The organism is Enterocloster sp. HCN-30185 (assembly GCF_037890305.1).
Classification (GTDB): Bacteria; Bacillota; Clostridia; order Lachnospirales; family Lachnospiraceae; genus Enterocloster.
Window position 1 is genome coordinate 1 of the sequence record NZ_JBBKBT010000011.1, and the last position, 17,210, is coordinate 17,210.

The 17,210-nt window shown below is 46.7% G+C and carries 16 protein-coding genes and 1 pseudogene; 10 read left to right on the forward strand and 7 right to left on the reverse strand.

Features of this window, described 5'->3' with window-relative positions; genetic code table 11:
* The first annotated feature begins 25 nt into the window (after window positions 1–25).
* From WKT10_RS11600 to WKT10_RS11610, 3 genes are all read left to right on the forward strand, one after another.
* Entirely contained in the window at window positions 26–469 is a 444-nt protein-coding gene (locus WKT10_RS11600; protein ID WP_340277320.1) for a hypothetical protein, read from the forward strand.
* 353 nt (window positions 470–822) lie between these two features.
* Window positions 823–2,214: an AAA family ATPase gene (locus tag WKT10_RS11605; RefSeq protein WP_340277322.1), complete on the forward strand. Its 1,392-nt coding sequence runs from the start codon at window positions 823–825 to the stop codon at window positions 2,212–2,214.
* Window positions 2,207–2,923 carry a hypothetical protein gene (locus WKT10_RS11610; RefSeq protein ID WP_340277323.1) on the forward strand — a complete coding sequence of 239 codons (717 nt, stop codon included), beginning with the start codon at window positions 2,207–2,209 and terminating at the stop codon, window positions 2,921–2,923. Before WKT10_RS11605 ends, WKT10_RS11610 begins: the two co-directional genes overlap by 8 nt.
* Here WKT10_RS11610 and WKT10_RS11615 read toward each other — a convergent pair.
* Together WKT10_RS11615 and WKT10_RS11620 are read right to left on the reverse strand one after the other, a co-directional pair.
* Complete coding sequence (locus WKT10_RS11615; protein ID WP_337434390.1) at window positions 2,904–3,245, reverse strand: nuclear transport factor 2 family protein; 342 nt, start codon at window positions 3,243–3,245, stop codon at window positions 2,904–2,906. The genes WKT10_RS11610 and WKT10_RS11615 overlap by 20 nt on opposite strands.
* A 35-nt stretch (window positions 3,246–3,280) precedes the next feature.
* Entirely contained in the window at window positions 3,281–4,072 is a 792-nt protein-coding gene (locus tag WKT10_RS11620) for an SDR family oxidoreductase (protein WP_337434389.1), read from the reverse strand.
* 99 nt (window positions 4,073–4,171) lie between these two features.
* Between WKT10_RS11620 and pdxR the strand changes: the two genes are divergently transcribed.
* From pdxR to WKT10_RS11635, 3 genes and pseudogenes are all read left to right on the forward strand, one after another.
* The gene (gene pdxR / locus WKT10_RS11625) at window positions 4,172–5,569 is read left to right on the forward strand and encodes a MocR-like pyridoxine biosynthesis transcription factor PdxR (protein WP_337434388.1); all 1,398 of its coding nucleotides are present in this window, start codon (window positions 4,172–4,174) and stop codon (window positions 5,567–5,569) included.
* A gap of 118 nt (window positions 5,570–5,687) precedes the next feature.
* A pseudogene (locus tag WKT10_RS11630) lies at window positions 5,688–6,770 on the forward strand (iron-containing alcohol dehydrogenase); the annotation flags it as partial.
* A 16-nt stretch (window positions 6,771–6,786) separates the two neighbouring features.
* Complete coding sequence (locus WKT10_RS11635) at window positions 6,787–8,274, forward strand: aldehyde dehydrogenase family protein (RefSeq protein ID WP_340277325.1); 1,488 nt, start codon at window positions 6,787–6,789, stop codon at window positions 8,272–8,274.
* A 78-nt stretch (window positions 8,275–8,352) separates the two neighbouring features.
* On the opposite strand, the gene WKT10_RS11640 is transcribed toward WKT10_RS11635, so the two are convergent.
* Genes WKT10_RS11640 through aroF form a run of 4 tightly spaced genes read right to left on the reverse strand, consistent with a single transcriptional unit; the run spans window position 8,353 to window position 12,363 of the window.
* Window positions 8,353–8,865 carry a GNAT family N-acetyltransferase gene (locus WKT10_RS11640; RefSeq protein ID WP_066549130.1) on the reverse strand — a complete coding sequence of 171 codons (513 nt, stop codon included), beginning with the start codon at window positions 8,863–8,865 and terminating at the stop codon, window positions 8,353–8,355.
* Window positions 8,865–10,157, reverse strand: coding sequence for a 3-phosphoshikimate 1-carboxyvinyltransferase (gene aroA / locus WKT10_RS11645; protein ID WP_337434387.1), 1,293 nt, complete (start codon window positions 10,155–10,157; stop codon window positions 8,865–8,867). Before aroA ends, WKT10_RS11640 begins: the two co-directional genes overlap by 1 nt.
* Window positions 10,158–10,178: 21 nt before the next feature.
* Window positions 10,179–11,309: a prephenate dehydrogenase/arogenate dehydrogenase family protein gene (locus WKT10_RS11650; RefSeq protein WP_340277328.1), complete on the reverse strand. Its 1,131-nt coding sequence runs from the start codon at window positions 11,307–11,309 to the stop codon at window positions 10,179–10,181.
* 34 nt (window positions 11,310–11,343) lie between these two features.
* Window positions 11,344–12,363, reverse strand: a complete 1,020-nt coding sequence (gene aroF / locus WKT10_RS11655) for a 3-deoxy-7-phosphoheptulonate synthase (protein ID WP_296038184.1) — start codon at window positions 12,361–12,363, stop codon at window positions 11,344–11,346.
* A gap of 329 nt (window positions 12,364–12,692) precedes the next feature.
* On the opposite strand from aroF, the gene WKT10_RS11660 reads away from it, so the two are divergent.
* Both WKT10_RS11660 and rd read left to right on the forward strand, forming a co-directional pair.
* Complete coding sequence (locus WKT10_RS11660; RefSeq protein WP_296038182.1) at window positions 12,693–14,786, forward strand: elongation factor G; 2,094 nt, start codon at window positions 12,693–12,695, stop codon at window positions 14,784–14,786.
* 88 nt (window positions 14,787–14,874) lie between these two features.
* Window positions 14,875–15,039, forward strand: a complete 165-nt coding sequence (gene rd, locus WKT10_RS11665) for a rubredoxin (RefSeq protein WP_066549112.1) — start codon at window positions 14,875–14,877, stop codon at window positions 15,037–15,039.
* 81 nt (window positions 15,040–15,120) lie between these two features.
* Here the strand turns inward: rd and WKT10_RS11670 are convergent, their stop codons facing one another.
* On the reverse strand, window positions 15,121–15,771 hold the full coding sequence (locus WKT10_RS11670; protein ID WP_337434385.1) for a Crp/Fnr family transcriptional regulator: 651 nt from the start codon (window positions 15,769–15,771) through the stop codon (window positions 15,121–15,123).
* A 180-nt stretch (window positions 15,772–15,951) separates the two neighbouring features.
* Between WKT10_RS11670 and WKT10_RS11675 the strand changes: the two genes are divergently transcribed.
* A complete protein-coding gene (locus WKT10_RS11675; RefSeq protein ID WP_337933003.1) occupies window positions 15,952–16,644 on the forward strand; it encodes a DUF5714 domain-containing protein in 693 nt (230 codons plus the stop codon).
* Window positions 16,645–16,673: 29 nt separating this feature from the next.
* The gene (locus WKT10_RS11680) at window positions 16,674–17,168 is read left to right on the forward strand and encodes a hypothetical protein (protein WP_340277332.1); all 495 of its coding nucleotides are present in this window, start codon (window positions 16,674–16,676) and stop codon (window positions 17,166–17,168) included.
* Window positions 17,169–17,210: the final 42 nt, after the last annotated feature.

Consider the following 17,210-nt stretch of genomic DNA (forward strand, 5'->3'; position numbering starts at 1 on the left):
AGGTATAACGGAAAAAGCGTAGGGTATGAAGGGCAGTATTTCTTTATACAAATTACATATAATGTGGGGTGTTTTTATGATAGGAATTTTCAATTCAAAAAGTAAGATTATAAAGGCTGAGCTAGACCCTGTTTTGGAAAAATTAGGGTATCCAAAATTGAAGCGGGGTGATGTAGATAAAGGAAGAATTTGGATCCCTGAAAAAAACACAGGAGGCTTAACTCAGAAAATAACAATTCAGGAAGTTTATAATATTTTAAATATAGACTTACGGACTAACGTTTATGCTGCCAAAATGATACGAGTGGACGAGAAAGAAGGGATTTTAAGATTTACAGAGAAAGAGGGGAATGGGGTTAGTTACAAAAATATAAATGAGTTTAAGAATGTAATTTTTCGGTTTAAACTTCGTATGGAAAAAGATCTTGTTAATGAATTGGAAAAATTGAGTATGAAGCAAGAAAAATAAAAATATTATAGGATTGGGCTCTACATTGACAGATGTAAAAAATTCAGTAAGAAATTACGTAAATGTCTATGACACTTATGAAATGGAGACAGATAAAGGAATATGTTTTAAATTAGAAGATATTGATGATTGGGGATCATATATATGTATTTAGAGTCAAAGCGATAAAAGAGGAACAGGCAGAGTGAAAAGAATGAGTTCGTAAAGATGAAGCAGCGCATATCAGCTGTGATATTTGCCTATCCATATACAAAATTGTTTTTTGGAAAAAGGAATAAAAAATGCAAAAATACAAAAAATATTGAAAGTGAGTGCAGTTCATGTTAGAATTGGATTCATGGAGGAAGACATAGATGGAGAGTATTGTAAGGCTGGCATCGCTGACGATTTCCAATATTAAAAATGTTAGAAACGGTCAAATCATTATGCCGAATACTTACCGCAAGCACCTTTCTTACAGGAATGCCGAAGTGCTGGGTGTGTATGGACAAAATGGTTCAGGGAAGACGGCAGTTATTGATGCATTATATTATCTGCACAGAATTATGATTGGTCATCCGCTTGAGGATAAAATTGTGGATTATATTGATACAAAAAGCGACTGTGGGGAAATTTCTGCAAATTTTAATATTTTTACGGAAGATGTTATTTATGAGATAAGTTACACGATTGTGCTGCAAAAAAGTGAAAAATATGCAATGATCGTTCGGGAAACCTTAAGCTGTGCGATAAACCAGGGAAATTCCAGAAGCAACAAAACGGTATTCATGGATTATAAACGCATTGACAGGGCGGATATATTTTCCCCAAAGAAACGATTAGATGAGGTGATTGAAGCCGGTCGGGAGAACAGAACTGATCTTATTGTAGCCAAAAAGATGGCTGAAAAAGCGAATTGTTCTTATATATTTGGAGAAAGCAGCAGAGAAATTTTCTGCCGTGATTACGAAAATAATTTCAAACATTATTCTGAGGTCATAAAGGCATTATTCAAGTTTGCATTGAAAGATCTGTTTGTAATACGAAACACGCATTCCGGGGTGATTTCAGCAAATTTTTTACTGCCAATGGCGTTTAAAATTGAACAGAACGAAATAGGGATGAAAGGTGATCTTGCTATTTCTTTAACTGAGCCGGTTGTTTTAGGGAAAGAAGAGAAGGAGCTTCTTGATACGATTGTAGATCAGGTAAATATGGTTTTATATACAATCATTCCCGGAATGAAAATCGCTGTCCATAATTATGGAATGCAGCTGATGGATTCAGGAGAAAATGGCTACAGAGTGGAACTGGTTTCAATCCGTGGTGATATGCCGGCTATTCCCATTCGTATGGAATCAGAGGGGATCATCAAGATTATTTCGATATTAAATGCATTGATCCAGGCATTTGGGAATCCTTCTATCTGTTTGGCGATTGATGAACTGGATGCTGGGATTTTTGAATATATGCTGGGAGAACTGCTTGATATTTTCAATCAAAGTGCAAAAGGTCAGTTGATCTTTACCTCTCATAACCTTCGTGCACTGGAAATGCTGGATAAAGACAGTATCATGTTTTCTACGGCGAATCCGGATAGAAGATATATTCGGATGAAGAATAAAAAAGCTACAAATAATCTCAGAAATATGTATTTGAGAGGAATCCTGGTGGGTGGTCAGGATGAAGTGATTTATGAGAAAACGGACAGCCTGCGTATTGCACGCGCATTTAGAAAGGCGGGGAGGGCGATACAGCATGACTGAGAAAAAAGTAGTGATATTTATAGTAGAAGGACCAAGTGATGAAGCTGCCCTTGGGACAATTATGAAAGAATACTTTGCCAGTAATGAGGTGCAGTTTGTGGTTGTACATGGTGATATAACACTGAAGGATTATGTTTCAGCAGACAACATTATAAAGAAAATAAAAGGTCAGATTGAGGCAGTTAAAAACAAGTATCCGTATCAGTGGGGTGATTTTATCCGGATCGTTCATATTGTTGATATGGATGGCGTGTATATTCCGGATGAAGCGGTAAGAGCTGCCGATGTGGAAGCAGTCCGATATTTCGAGGATCATATAGAAGCTAAAAATGTTTTGGAAATAAGAGCACGCAATAAAAGAAAAGGGGAAATCCTTTACAAGCTGAGGACAACAGGAAAAATTCGCGGTATCCCTTATCAGATTTATTTCAATTCCTGTAATTTGGAACATGTCCTGTATGGTGAACTGAAAGATTTTACGGATGAAGAGAAAGAAATACGATCCGATAATTTTGCTGATCTGTATGAGGGAAGGGCAGAGGCGTTTATAGAGTTCATTTCCGGCCTGGCAGTAGCTGTTCCCGGCACATATAAGGATACCTGGAACTATATCGAAAAGAACTGTAACTCCTTAAATCGGCATTCCAATATGCATTTGTTATTTGAGCAAAACGGTGCTTCCAACCAGCTCACCGCGGCCGCACCGTAAGCCGTCTGATATGGCCGTCAGCAGAGAGCTGCTGGAGGTTTGCGATCGCCATCACATAGCAGCCTCCAAAGGAAGCAATGAACTCTGCCTGGCGTTCATTTAAGATGACCGGGCTTAGGATGGAATACTGGCGGAACAGAAACTTATTCTGAAAAAACATAGTGATTGCTTCTTTTCCGTAGAGATGGTATTCGTGCTGGGACGTTCCGTTGGGGCAGTAGTCGCAGTAATGCCCGTCTGAAGTGAATAAATCCCCCAGTGCTTTAAAATCCTTCGTTTCAAGTGCTTCTATATATCGTTCAATGGCAGAATGTTCCGTCATGGTGTCTGATCCTTCTTTCTTTTATATCTGAATTTCTAATAAACCTTTTCCGTATTCAACAGCGCATCTGTGCCACCGTCCACAAACATGACGATCCCGTTGACGCCTCTGGCCTCAGGAGAGATGAGAAATGTGATCACAGAAGCGATTTCTTCCGGATCCATCTGCTTTTTTGTGCCGTACTTTGTGGGGATCGGAAGGGCATTTAAGGCCGCTGCCGTATCCTTTGACCCGGTCGCTGTCATAGGGGTGTTTACATTCCCAGGAGCCACGGCATTGATCCGAACGCCGTTGGCGGCATAGGAGGCAGAGTGGCGGCGCATCCAGCGGCAGAGTGCATACTTGGAGGCAGCGTAGATCTGATCCCCAGTATTTAAGTCTGCTCCATCCATCCGGCCGATCACCTCAAGGATCCGATATTCATCGTCTCTGTTGTTGTTTAAAAGGTCTACCAGATCGGTTTTCATATCTTCCCTGGAAATGGCGCTGGAGGCAGAGATGACACAGGCGCCGTTTTTCTGCTTCAGAAGATCATAGGCGCCTTTTATAATGGAAATGGTTCCGAAATAGTTGACGGAAAGGATCAGACGCAGGTCTTTTCGGGAGCCGGGGATGCCGGCACAGAGGATCAGGCCGTCCAGTCCCTGAGGGCAGAGGCTGAAAAGCTCGTCAATGGCCTTCTGCCTCCCTTCGGGAAGAGACAGATCTGCTTCAATATCTCCACGCTTCCAGTCTATATTGATGGTTTCATGGCCTTTTTGCTTTAAAATGGAAATGGTTTTTGCTCCGATTCCGTTAGAACCTCCGGTTACTGCATAGACTCCCATACGATTTCCTCCCTTTACAAATGGCATTACCCCTATTATAATCGAAATTGAACTCTATTTAATACCCAGTTTTAATAAAAAAAAGGATACCAGATAAAAATGCTGCATTATGAATTAGTGAAAAAAAGGGGGTGTCCCCTCTATGAATGTCTTTATGAATGTCTGAGGGAGGACATTCTCAGAGGCCGTCTCCTGCCGGGAACAAAGCTGCCTTCCAGAAGAGAGCTTGCCAGAGATAATGGGATCAGTGTGAAAACCGTGGTGAATGCCTATGAACAGCTCCTGGTGGAGGGTTATCTGATCGCAAAGGAGAAAAAGGGCTATTTTGTAGCAGACGTAGAGACCATGGATCAGTATCATCCTGAGAAAGCAGAATATCCCCAGCTGTACCGGGAGGAGAAGTGGTTTGCAGATTTTACGGCTAACAATACCATATATGAAAAATTCCCCTTTTCCATGTGGCGAAAGGTCATGCGGGAGGTGCTTTCCGAGTACGATATGGAGCTGGTGCAGAGAGCCCATTTTCTGGGAGTCAGGCAGCTGAGAGAGGTTATTGCAGACTATTTATACAGGCTGAGAGGGATTGTGGTATCTCCGGAATGTATTGTCATAGGAGCAGGAATTGAATATCTTTATGGAAAGCTTGTAAAGCTGCTTCCCGGAGACTCTATTTATGGGGTGGAAAATCCGGGATACAAAAAGATTCCCAGGATCTACGAGGAATATGGTCTATCCTGGAGATATACGGAAATGGATGAAAATGGGATCAGTATGGAAAGCTTAAGAGAAAGCGGGGCAGATGTGATCCATGTGTCACCGGAGCATCATTATCCTCTGGGGACAGTCATGTCTGCCGCAAGAAGACAGGAGCTTTTAAATTGGGCCGTAGAAAAGGAAGGCAGATATGTGATCGAGGATGATTATGACTGCGAGTTCCGCTACCGTTCCCGCTCAATCCCTGCCCTAAAGAGCATGGATCGGAATGGGAGGGTGATCTATATGAATACTTTCAGCAAAACTCTGGCTCCTGCGATCCGGATCAGCTACATGGTACTGCCGGAAGCGCTGATCAGCCGGTATATTGATAATGCCAATTTCTATTCCAACACAGCCTCTGCATGTGAGCAGTATGCTCTGGCAAAGTTTATGGAGAAAGGGTATTTTGAGCGTCATCTGAGCCGCCTTAAGAAATATTATCACACAGAGGGGGAACGGCTGATCCGGATCATCCGCCAGTCCTCCCTGCTCCCGGTAGCAGATGTACGGGGCGGAGAGAGCGGAACCCATTTGCTGGTAAAGCTGGATACGTCTCTCACAGACGGACAGATTCGTGAGAAAGCGAAGCAGCAGGGGATTTTAGTAGCCTGTCTGTCCCAGTTTTGTACCAGGGTGCGTCCGGAGTATGAAAGGGTACTGGTGCTCAATTACAGCGATATGGATGAGGGACGGCTTCGTGAAGCGGTCCGAAGACTTGGAAATGTATTTATGCAATGGTAAAGGATGCTAAACTGGCATCCTTTTATTATTTTGTTTTGGCTGTTTTAAAGAGCGCAGATGGGTGGTAGGATGATGGTGTCACGGGGGTAACGGATCGCACAGGGGTTATGAAACAGGCGGTCTGATGAAGAGCCTGGGAGGCAAAAAGACACTGATCGTTACGGATGCATTCCTGGAGAAACAGGGAATGGCAGCCATGATCCAGGGAATTTTATCCGAAGCCGGAGTAGAGAGCGTAGTATTTGGGGGCGCAGAGCCAAACCCCAAGGATACCAATGTAGAAGCCGGATTAAGGGTATTTAAGGAAAACGGCTGTGATTCCATTATCTCTTTAGGCGGCGGCTCTTCCCATGACTGTGCAAAGGGGATCGGCCTTGTAGCTTCCAACGGAGGAAATATACGGGATTATGAAGGAATCGACCGTTCCACAAAGAATATGTGTCCCATGGTCGCAATCAATACAACCGCAGGAACGGCGTCTGAGATCACACGCTTCTGTATTATTACAGATACCAGCCGCCATGTAAAGATGGCAATCGTTGACTGGAGAGTGACGCCTCAGATCGCAATCAACGATCCGAAGCTTATGGTGGGAATGCCTCCGTCACTGACTGCTGCAACGGGGATGGATGCGTTGACACACGCTATCGAGGCTTATGTATCAACCAATGCTAACCCGCTGACCGATGCGGCGGCTCTGATGGCCATTACCATGATTACCCAGTATTTGCCAAAGGCAGTAGCAAACGGTACCTATATGAAGGCCAGAGATAAGATGGCTTACGGTCAGTATCTGGCAGGTATTGCTTTTAACAATGCGTCACTTGGCTATGTACACGCCATGGCCCATCAGCTGGGCGGCTTTTATAATCTGCCTCACGGCGTCTGCAACGCGATCCTGCTTCCTCATGTAGAAGAATTTAACCTGATCGGAAATATGAACCGTTTCCGCGATATTGCCAAGGCAATGGGCGAAAATATTGAAGGGCTTTCCGCCACAGAGGCTGCAAAGAAAGCGATTCATGCAATCCGCCAGCTCAGCGAGCAGGTAGGAATCCCGAAGGATTTAAGAAGTCTGGGCGTAAAGGAAGAAGATTTTGAGATCATGGCAGAGAATGCAATGAAGGATGTATGCCAGTTAACCAATCCGCGCAAGGCAACCAAGGAGCAGGTAATCGGAATTTATAAAGCTGCGTATTAAAAAGGAGGAAATCATTATGAAGAAAGCAGAGCTTCAGAGTAAATATCAGTTATTGATCGGAGGACAGTGGAAGGACGCTTCAGACGGGAAGCTTTTTAAGACCACCTGTCCTGCAGACGGGAGCTTTCTGGCAGAGTGCGCCGAGGCTACAAGAGAGGATGTAGATGAGGCGGTAGCTGCAGCCTGGAAAGCATTTGAAAGCTGGAAGAATACAACCGTGGCAGAGCGGGCCGCTGTCTTAAATAAGATTGCAGATATCATTGACGCCAATAAGGAGCATCTGGCTATGGTAGAGTCTATGGACAACGGAAAGCCTATCCGTGAGACGCTGGCCGTTGACGTGCCTATGGCGGCAGATCATTTCCGCTACTTCGCAGGCTGTATCCTGGCGGAAGAGGGAAGCGCCAATATGCTGGGAAATACGACCTTAAGCCTGATCTTAAGAGAACCCATCGGCGTGGTAGGCCAGATCGTCCCATGGAACTTCCCCTTCCTTATGGCTGCCTGGAAGCTGGCTCCTGTGCTGGCAAGCGGCTGCTGCAGCGTATTTAAGCCATCCAGCACCACTTCCTTAAGCGTACTGGAATTTGCAAGACTGGTGCAGGATGTAATCCCGGCAGGCGTATTCAATGTAATTACAGGCTCCGGCTCCCGTTCCGGCCAGTATATGCTGGAACACAAGGGCTTTAGAAAGCTGGCATTTACCGGTTCTACCGAGGTAGGACGCAGCGTAGCTATGGCAGCGGCTGAAAAACTGATCCCATCCACGCTGGAGCTGGGCGGAAAATCTGCCAATATCTTCTTTGAGGACTGTGATTGGGAGATGGCTATGGACGGCCTGCAGATGGGTATCCTGTTCAACCAGGGTCAGGTCTGCTGCGCAGGCTCCCGCGTGTTCGTCCAGGAGAGCATTTACGACCTCTTCGTAGAGGAGGCTGTCAAGCGCTTTAACCAGGTGAAGGTTGGACTTCCATGGGAAGAAGATACCCAGATGGGCAGCCAGATCGACCGCCGTCAGATGGAGAAGATCTTAAAATATGTGGAAATCGGCAAAGAAGAGGGCGCAAAGCTGCTCTGCGGCGGTGTTCAGGCCAAAGAGGGCGAGCTGGAAAAGGGCTGCTTCCTTCGTCCTACCCTCTTAGGTGATGTTACCAACCACATGAGAGTGGCTCAGGAGGAAATTTTCGGACCGGTGGCCTGCATCCTGAAGTTTAAGACAGAGGAAGAGGTCATTGCCATGGCAAATGACAGTGAGTACGGACTGGGCGGTGCTGTATGGACCAGAGATATCAATCGTGCCTTGCGCGTGGCAAGAGGCGTGGAAACAGGCCGCATGTGGGTAAATACCTATAATGCAATCCCTGAGGGAGCCCCCTTTGGCGGATATAAGCAGTCCGGCATTGGACGTGAAACCCACAAGGTAATCCTGGATCACTACACCCAGATGAAGAATATCATGATCAATCTGGCAGAAGTTCCCACCGGATTTTATCCTGCAAAATAAAATTTAAAAAACATCCCCTGTAATCAGGCAGTCAGAATGATACATTCCGGCTGGCCGGTTACAGGGGATTTCTTTTGGTTACAGCGTGATCCAGTACCGCTGCATCACGGTTCCGTCTTCTTTTTCAATTTCATTTTCAAGGATGCCGCCGTTGTTCATAATACTTTTGGCAGAGCCTGTATTTTCCTTTTTGCAGGTCATAAGGACACGGGTGATACCCAGTTTTTTACATTCCTCAAGTCCCAGGGCAATCATCCGGGTAGCAATTCCCTTCCGGCGTTCAGAAGGACGTACCCCGTCTCCGATGTGGCCGCCGAATTTTAAAAGATGGTCATTTAAATAATGACGGATATTGATGGCTCCCACCAGGATATTTCTCTCTTTATCCAGGCAGAAAAAGGTAGAATCGGGCACCAGGCCGGGAACCGCCTCCGTAAGCTCCAGGCTGTCTAAATAGGCTGGGAAATCATGAATGTCTGCCTGATCAATAGCACTTGGGATGATGGCTTCACCGGAGGCCTTCCATTCACGGAGCATATCCTCGGCCATTTCCCGGTATTCAGGCCCCATTTTTACTAACTGTAAATCCATTAACAAACGCCTCTCTTTTGAATCAGTCCCATCAGCTCCTCATAGAAGCGGGGATAGGAGATATTGACACAGTCCGCGCCCTGTATGGTTGTGAGTCCTTCCGCACACTGGGCGGTCACAGCAAAGGTCATGGCGATCCGGTGATCTAAGTGGCTGTTGATCACAGCTCCATGGAGGGGCTTTCCGCCGCGGATGATCATGCCGTCCTCTGTTTCAGTCACATCAGCGCCCATGGCAGTGAGGTTTTCAACCATGACGGCAATGCGGTTGGATTCCTTGACTTTTAATTCCCCTGCATCACAGATCCTTGTTTCCCCTTCTGCCGCAGCCGCCATGGCAGCGATCATGGGAAGCTCGTCAATGAGGGTAGGAATGATGGCACCGCCGACGGTGGTTCCGTGAAGGGCGCTGTGGCGAACCAGGATATCTGCCGTTGGTTCTCCCTCCTGGCCCCGTACATTTAAAAGGGTCAGATCGGCTCCCATGGCGCGGCATACATGGAGAAGCCCGTCTCTGGTAGGATTGATGCCTACATTTTTGATCAGGATTTCAGAGCCGGGAACCATCAGACCGGCTGCGATAAAGTAGGCGGCGGAGGAAATATCTCCCGGCACCATGACCTTTTGTCCGTAGAGCTGGGTGGCAGGGGAGATAGAGGCGGTTGTCCCTTCTGTGGAAACAGAGGCTCCAAATAGCTTTAGCATCCGTTCGGAATGATTTCTTGATACAAAGGGCTCTGTGACCTGGGTTATTCCGTCGGCATAAAGGCCTGCCAGCAGAATGGCGGATTTTACCTGGGCAGAGGCCACCTTTGAGGTGTAATGGATCCCATGAAGCTTTGTACCACGGATCAGGAGCGGAGCACAGTCATTTCCCCGGATGCTTGTGATATCGGCTCCCATCCGGGAAAGGGGCTCCATAATCCGTTTCATGGGCCGTTTCTGGATAGAAGCATCTCCTGTGAGAGTAACGTCAAAATCCTGTGCGCTGAGGATGCCTGAGATCAGGCGGGTGGTGGTGCCGCTGTTTCCGCAGTCCAATATAGTTTCTGGTTTTTTTAGGCCGTGAAGGCCGTTTCCATGTACCAGAACCACATCCCCTTTATTTTCAATGGAAACGCCCATTTTTTCAAAACAGGAGATGGTAGAAAGACAGTCGGCGCCCTGAAGAAAGCCGTGGATTTCCGTGGTTCCCTTTGCAAGAGAGCCGAACATAACCGCCCGGTGGGAAATGGATTTATCACCGGGAACTGTGATTTCGCCCCGGAGGGGACCCCATTTTTTCAGTTCCATAAAATATGATTCCTTTCTGTTTTACAGCCGCACCAGCTCAAACTTGTATTTTTCAAGCCGTTCCCAGGCCTCCTTCATGGAAGCCTCGTCATAAAAGGCAATTTTTAAAGCGCCTTCGCCGTGTTCTCTGTTGTTGTTGATGCCGATATTTTTAATACTGATGCCCTTTGCGGCTAAAATAACGGCAATAGTAGAAATGGATCCCACCTCGTCCACCACATCAACTGAAAATTCATAGGAGGGTTCGATAGGGCCTTTTGCCCGGTCTGTAATGGAATCTCGGTAGGAGCGTGATTTTTCAAACAGCCGGTAAATCTCTTTGTCCTTGTGTCCGCGGATCTGATCCAGAATATCCTGAAGGGAGCCGATATACTGCTCCAGCATATCTCCGATGGGCCCGGCGTTTGTCATGCAGATCTGCTCCCACATTTCAGGAGAGCAGGAGGCGATGCGGGTAATGTCCTTAAAGCCGCCTGCTGCGACCCTGCGCATGATGCCTTCCGGGGAATCGCTGTCCTTTACCAGGTTTACTAAGCTGGAGGCCACCAGATGGGGCAGATGGCTGATGGCGGCCGTTACCCGGTCATGCTCCCTGTAATCCAGCACCAGAGGGATTGCTCCCACAGCCTGAGCCACTGCCAGCAGACGGCAGACGTTGTCCGAATAGGATGCAGAGGGCTCTGTCAGGCCTTCTGGCGGGGTCACAATATAATAGGCATTTTCCAAAAGATGATCTGTAGAATGTTCATAGCCTGTTTTTTCGGATCCGGCCATGGGATGGCCTCCCACAAAACAGTGGGAAAGGCCCTGGCGCAGGATTTCTTTATGGATATCTGTTTTGGTGCTCCCTACATCTGTGATCAATGCTCCCGGTTTTAAATAGGGGCGGATGGCAGAGAGATACTGGGCATTATACTCCACAGGAGTACATAGGAAAATGATATCACATTCCAGGAGCTCTTCCCCGATCCCATTTAAGATCACGTCTATAATACCGTCTTTTTTGGCCTGCTCTAATTTGGAGCGGGTCCGCATATAGGCCATAATGCGGATATCTGGACGGGCCCGCTTGAGCCCCCTTGCAAGGGAACCGCCGATCAGTCCCAGACCGATAAAGGCTATAGTGGAGTCCTTGATTGTAAATTGTTCCATAAGATGCAGCCCCCTTTATCTTAAGATTTCCCTTTTACCGTGTGACCGTTCTGCCTGCCAGATCACAGTATGGCTTTAAGTCGGCCATGAGCTTTTCAAAGGCGTCAAAGGTCAGAGACTGGGGGCCGTCAGACAGGGCGCAGGCCGGATTTGGGTGAACCTCGATCATCAATCCGTCTGCTCCTACGGCGATCGCAGCCTTTGCCAGAGGCTCTACATAGGCTCTTACACCGGTGGCATGGCTGGGGTCTACGATAATAGGGAGATGGCTCTTCTGGCGGATCACAGGCACGGCGCTGATGTCCAGAGTGTTGCGGGTAGAGGTCTCATAGGTGCGGATACCGCGCTCGCAGAGTACGATATTTGGATTCCCCTCAGAAATGATGTACTCTGCTGCATTGAGCCATTCATCAATGGTAGCGCACAGGCCTCTCTTTAAGAGAACGGGCATACCGGATTTTCCTGCCTCCTTTAAAAGCTCAAAATTCTGCATATTTCTGGCGCCGATCTGGAGCATATCCACATATTTGGAGGCAGCCTCGATGGCGTGGGCGCTGGTGACCTCGCAGATCACATTTAAACCGGTGGCTTCTCTGGCTTCCTTCATATATTTTAAGCCCTCTTCCTCTAAGCCCTGGAAGGAGTAGGGAGAAGTACGGGGCTTGTAAGCGCCGCCCCGGAGGAAGGTAGCTCCGGCTTTCTTTACTGCAAAGGCGGTTTCCATTAACTGTTCTCTTGACTCAATGGCACAGGGGCCGGCCATAACGGTGAGCGTCCCAGGGCCGATATGGGTATTGCCTACCGGGATCACAGAATCATCCGGATGGAATTTCTTATTTACAAGCTTATAGGATTCAGTGACGGAAACAACCTTGTCTACGCCTTCGCTCATTTCGATGTTGCTTCCCATCAGCTTTGTCTTATCGCCTACCACGCCTACGATGGTTACCTGGGAGCCCTCGGAAAGATGGGGCTGAAGTCCTTTTGCTTCAATCAGATCGGTTACTTTTTTTACAGCCTCTTTGGAGGCGTCTGGCTTCATGATAATGATCATTTGTCTTCTCCTTTTCGTAGGGACACTGCTGTCTGCCCTAACCTCTTTTTTCTGATATCCTTCAGTTTAAAGCCTGTGTCTGAAAATGTCAACACTTTATTACTTTAAAGTTTCACACTTTTATGTACAAAATCATCATGCGGCGCAAAGGTGTGTAAGCAAAAAATGTCAAAGAATTGGAAAAGCCAGTTTAATTTTATGATCTTTCACGGACATTAAAATAAAAATAAAAATTTCATTGTGCAAATAAGTCAAAAAGCTTGAAAAATTCTGAAAAATTTAGTAGAATAGACACATGGCTTAAATAAATATGCACAGGAGGGAAGTTTATGAACGTATATGGTACTGAACAAATCCGCAACGTTGTATTACTTGGACACGGAGGCGCCGGTAAGACGACCGTTGCGGAGGCTCTGGCATTTATTACAGGTGTAACAAAGCGTATGGGTAAGGTGCCCGACGGCAACACCATCAGTGATTATGACAAAGAAGAGATCAAGAGGCAGTTCTCCATTTCCACCACCCTCATTCCTCTGGAATATGAAGGCGAAAACGGGCCTGTTAAGATCAATCTCCTGGATACTCCCGGATTTTTTGATTTCGTGGGAGAAGCAGAGGAAGCTATCAGCGTAGCAGACGCTGCCATTATCGTTGTAAACTGCAAGGCCGGCATTGAACCCGGCACAGAGAGAGCATGGGAGATGTGCGAAAAGTACAATCTGCCCAGACTGATTTTCGTCACCAATATGGATGATGATCATGCCAGCTATCGTGAGCTGGTGGTAAAGCTGGAAAAGAAGTTCGGACGTAAGATCGCTCCGTTCCAGCTGCCTATTCGTGAAAATGAAAAATTCGTGGGCTTTGTCAACGTGGTTAAGATGGCAGGACGCCGTTTTACTACTTTAAGCGATTATGAGGAGTGCGAGATTCCCGACTATGTTCAGAAGAACCTGACCATCGCAAGGGACGCTCTCATCGAGGCCGTTGCAGAGACCAGTGAGGAATATATGGAACGCTACTTCCTGGGCGAAGAGTTTACGCAGGAAGAAATTTCACAGGCACTCAGAACTCATGTAATCGAGGGCGATATCGTTCCTGTTATGATGGGTTCCGGCATTAACTGCCAGGGATTTAAGGTGCTTTTGCAGGCCATGGACAAATACTTCCCGTCACCGGATCATTTTGAGTGTATTGGCGTAGACGTATCCACAGGCGAACGCTTTACTGCAAAGTACAATGATGATGTATCCCTGTCTGCAAGAGTATTTAAGACCATTGTAGATCCATTTATTGGAAAATATTCTCTGATGAAGATCTGTACCGGTACGTTAAAGGGAGACACAACGGTATATAATGTAAATAAGGATGCTGAGGAGAAAATCGGAAAGCTTTATGTGCTCCGCGGTAAGGACGTGATCGAGGTTTCCGAGTTAAAGGCCGGTGATATCGGAGCAGTGGCAAAGCTTACAGTGACTCAGACCGGAGACACCATGGCAGTGCGCACCGCACCGATCGTATACCACAAGCCTCAGATTTCCACTCCATATACATATATGGCCTACAAGGCAGTAAATAAGGGCGAGGATGACAAGGTATCCACCGCTCTGGCACGTATGATGGAAGAGGATCTGACCCTGATCGTTAAAAATGACGCAGAAAACCGCCAGTCTCTGATCTATGGAATCGGCGACCAGCAGCTGGATGTAGTGGTAAGCAAGCTGCAGTCTCGTTATAAGGTGGCAGTTGAGCTTTCCAAGCCGAAATTTGCCTTCCGCGAGACCTTGCGAAAGAAGGTAAAGGTACAGGGCAAGCACAAAAAGCAGTCCGGCGGCCATGGACAGTACGGCGATGTTATCATGGAGTTTGAGCCCTCCGGCGATCTGGAGACACCGTATGTATTTGAGGAGAAGGTATTCGGCGGTTCCGTACCGAAGAATTACTTCCCCGCAGTTGAGAAGGGTCTTCAGGAGTGCGTACAGAAGGGGCCTCTGGCCGGTTATCCGGTAGTCGGCTTAAAGGCGACTCTGTTAGACGGTTCCTACCATCCGGTAGATTCCTCTGAGATGGCATTTAAGATGGCTACTATTCTGGCTTTTAAGCAGGGATTCGTGGATGCCAATCCGGTTCTTCTGGAGCCGATTGCTTCTCTGAAGGTAACCGTTCCGGATCGTTTCACCGGTGATGTTATGGGTGACTTAAACCGCAGAAGAGGCCGTGTTCTTGGCATGGAATCCGATCACCATGGCAAACAGGTCATTGAGGCAGATATCCCAATGTCTGAGCTGTTTGGCTACAATACCGATCTTCGTTCCATGACCGGCGGTCTGGGAGACTACTCCTATGAATTCAGTCGTTATGAGCAGGCTCCCGGCGATGTTCAGAAGCGTGAAATCGAAGCAAGAGCCGCAGCAAAAGAAGAATAAATAAAATGATAAATGTTGCATATATCACAGAAAACAGCAGATACTTGTGGTAAGATAACTCTAGATTTACGAAAGGAGATTTTAAATTATGAAGAAATATGTATGTGATCCATGTGGATATATTTACGACCCTGAGTTAGGAGATCCGGACAGCGGTATTGCTCCCGGTACAGCGTTTGAGGATATTCCTGAGGATTGGGTATGTCCGATCTGCGGAGTTGGCAAGGATCTGTTTTCTGTAGTAGAAGAATAGGATTGTTTTGATCTCTGAATAAAAAGACAGCGTCTGAGGAAATTTTCCCAGGCGCTGTCTTTCGTTGTGCCCGTAAAATACCTATACCAGCAGCCGGATTGATTTCCGGTCAATTTCCACCAGTTTTTCATCCTTCATCTTTTTCAGTTCCCGCGTCATGGCGCTGCGGTCAATAGAAAGATAATCAGCCAGATCTACCATGGTAAAGGGAAGCTGGAAGGCAGAAGAGCCAAAATGGACAGCCTGTTGGGAAAAAAAGCACATGAGCTTGTCACGGATGGTACGCTGGGAAAGAACCTCTACCCTGCGGCTTAGATCTCTGGCCCGGCAGGAGATCAGATCTATAAGGTTTCTTGTAAGCTGGTGGTGAAAGGCGCAGGCATTTGCGCAGGAAGCACAGATGCGGTCGTATTTAATAAAAAGGACATCACATTCCGTATCGCAGATGACACTCACGCCGGTCTGGTCGCTGCTTTCGTAGGAGAGCATGGAGCCGAAGATGCTCTGGGGAACCAGTTGTTCCAAAATGGTCCTGGCCCCGTTGTATTCGAAACGTACTACAGAAGCTCTTCCCCGGCCTATAATGCCGATTTCCTGAGAGCCTGAGTCATAGCAGCAGATGGTTTCATCCGGCCGGAAGGTTTTTATCCGCCCCTCCATGCAGGAGATCAGATGTTTGTACTCATCTAATGAGATGTTTTTAAATAGGTTTTTCTGAAAAAAGTCTGTCATATGGGAATCCCTTCTTTTGGTAGTTTAGATGTAAACTGTTGTTATTATAAAACATATCTGTTGCATTTGCAACATGAAGCGGGGGCCTGTAAAGAGAATGTAAAGAAAAATCCCTTTGCTTTTATGCATATTTCCTGTATCTTATAATTATAGAAATGAGTGATAAAGGAGAACTATACAATGAAAGAGGAATGTCTGATCTGCCGTCAGCCATTAGAATATCTGGAGGAGGATGTTTTGATGGAATGTGCGGTCTGCCATAAAAAAGAAAGCAGTAAAACACGCTGTATTCAGGGGCATTATGTGTGCAGTGAGTGTCATACTCAGGGGATGGACAGTATAATCGGGCTGTGTCTGCATGAACACAGCAAAAATCCTATTAAGATAATTGACAAAATGATGGCGATGCCTTTTTGCCATATGCATGGACCGGAGCATCATGTAATGGTCGGAGCTGCGCTTCTTACTGCCTATCATAATGCAGGGGGAAAGGTGGAGCTTTGGAAGGCTCTGCCGGAGATGTACCGCCGCGGAAAAGAGGTTCCCGGAGGAGCCTGTGGTTTTTGGGGAGCCTGCGGAGCAGGGATCAGTACGGGGATGTATCTGTCGATTGTTACAAAATCCACTCCTCTGGCAGAAAAAGAATGGGGATTGTCCAATCAGATGACAGCAAGGGCGCTTCAAAAGATTGGTGAAGCGGGAGGCCCTCGCTGCTGTAAACGGGATTCCTACCTGTCGATCATAGAGGCGGTAAGGTTCACTGAGGAAAAGCTTGGAGTCCATATGGAAATAAAAGAGTTTTCCTGTACGCGCTCCGACCGGAACAATCAATGTATTCAGAAAGCTTGTCCGTTTTATAAGGCCGGGAGATAATTTTTTTAAAGAGATGGGGGTGTGCTTTTATGGAAAAATTAAAAAAATACGGAAACAGTATCTGGAGAGTTCCGCTGATCGCGGTAATTGCAGGCTTTCTCTATGCCCCGATTTATACAAGAATCGTGCTTGGTTTTGGCATAATCCAACCGGGAGTGATTGACAAAAGGGTATCGCTGTTTACAGGCGCGGGAATCACTATGGCAGTTTTGATACTGGGCGGAATGCTTCTTCTCCGGGGACTGTCAAAAAAGGAGATATTTATTTCTGCATTTGTGCTTTCTGCCTATGGAATACTTCTGCTTCTGGTTCAATCACTTCTTGGTGCGGTAACGGGACCTGGAGCTATTGTGTTTATGTACCTGTGGAAGCCGCTGGAATGGACGGGTTTTTTCGTGGATTTTTCTTTCTATTTGAGGGAACGCTTTGGTTTTTCCCTCCCGTTGATCGGATGGCTGAGATGCTTGGTTTCGTTTCTGTTTGTGTTATTCGGGCATAAGACACATAAATCCGAAAAAATATGAAACGCTGGCAGAAGGGAGTGTTTTTATGGATCATACGGTACA

Bases quoted from the DNA above. Each gene is read 5' to 3' on its own strand.
- WKT10_RS11635 (WP_340277325.1), top strand. From the start codon at position 6,787: ATGAAGAAAGCAGAGCTTCAGAGTAAATATCAGTTATTGATCGGAGGA.
- pdxR (WP_337434388.1), top strand. From the start codon at position 4,172: ATGCTGCATTATGAATTAGTGAAAAAAAGGGGGTGTCCCCTCTATGAA.
- WKT10_RS11615 (WP_337434390.1), bottom strand. From the start codon at position 3,245: ATGACGGAACATTCTGCCATTGAACGATATATAGAAGCACTTGAAACG.
- aroA (WP_337434387.1), bottom strand. From the start codon at position 10,157: ATGGAACTGAAAAAATGGGGTCCCCTCCGGGGCGAAATCACAGTTCCC.
- WKT10_RS11670 (WP_337434385.1), bottom strand. From the start codon at position 15,771: ATGACAGACTTTTTTCAGAAAAACCTATTTAAAAACATCTCATTAGAT.
- WKT10_RS11600 (WP_340277320.1), top strand. From the start codon at position 26: ATGAAGGGCAGTATTTCTTTATACAAATTACATATAATGTGGGGTGTT.
- WKT10_RS11620 (WP_337434389.1), bottom strand. From the start codon at position 4,072: ATGGGAGTCTATGCAGTAACCGGAGGTTCTAACGGAATCGGAGCAAAA.
- WKT10_RS11650 (WP_340277328.1), bottom strand. From the start codon at position 11,309: ATGGAACAATTTACAATCAAGGACTCCACTATAGCCTTTATCGGTCTG.
- WKT10_RS11680 (WP_340277332.1), top strand. From the start codon at position 16,674: ATGGAAAAATTAAAAAAATACGGAAACAGTATCTGGAGAGTTCCGCTG.
- WKT10_RS11610 (WP_340277323.1), top strand. From the start codon at position 2,207: ATGACTGAGAAAAAAGTAGTGATATTTATAGTAGAAGGACCAAGTGAT.
- WKT10_RS11605 (WP_340277322.1), top strand. From the start codon at position 823: ATGGAGAGTATTGTAAGGCTGGCATCGCTGACGATTTCCAATATTAAA.
- aroF (WP_296038184.1), bottom strand. From the start codon at position 12,363: ATGATCATTATCATGAAGCCAGACGCCTCCAAAGAGGCTGTAAAAAAA.
- WKT10_RS11675 (WP_337933003.1), top strand. From the start codon at position 15,952: ATGAAAGAGGAATGTCTGATCTGCCGTCAGCCATTAGAATATCTGGAG.
- WKT10_RS11640 (WP_066549130.1), bottom strand. From the start codon at position 8,865: ATGGATTTACAGTTAGTAAAAATGGGGCCTGAATACCGGGAAATGGCC.
- WKT10_RS11660 (WP_296038182.1), top strand. From the start codon at position 12,693: ATGAACGTATATGGTACTGAACAAATCCGCAACGTTGTATTACTTGGA.
- rd (WP_066549112.1), top strand. From the start codon at position 14,875: ATGAAGAAATATGTATGTGATCCATGTGGATATATTTACGACCCTGAG.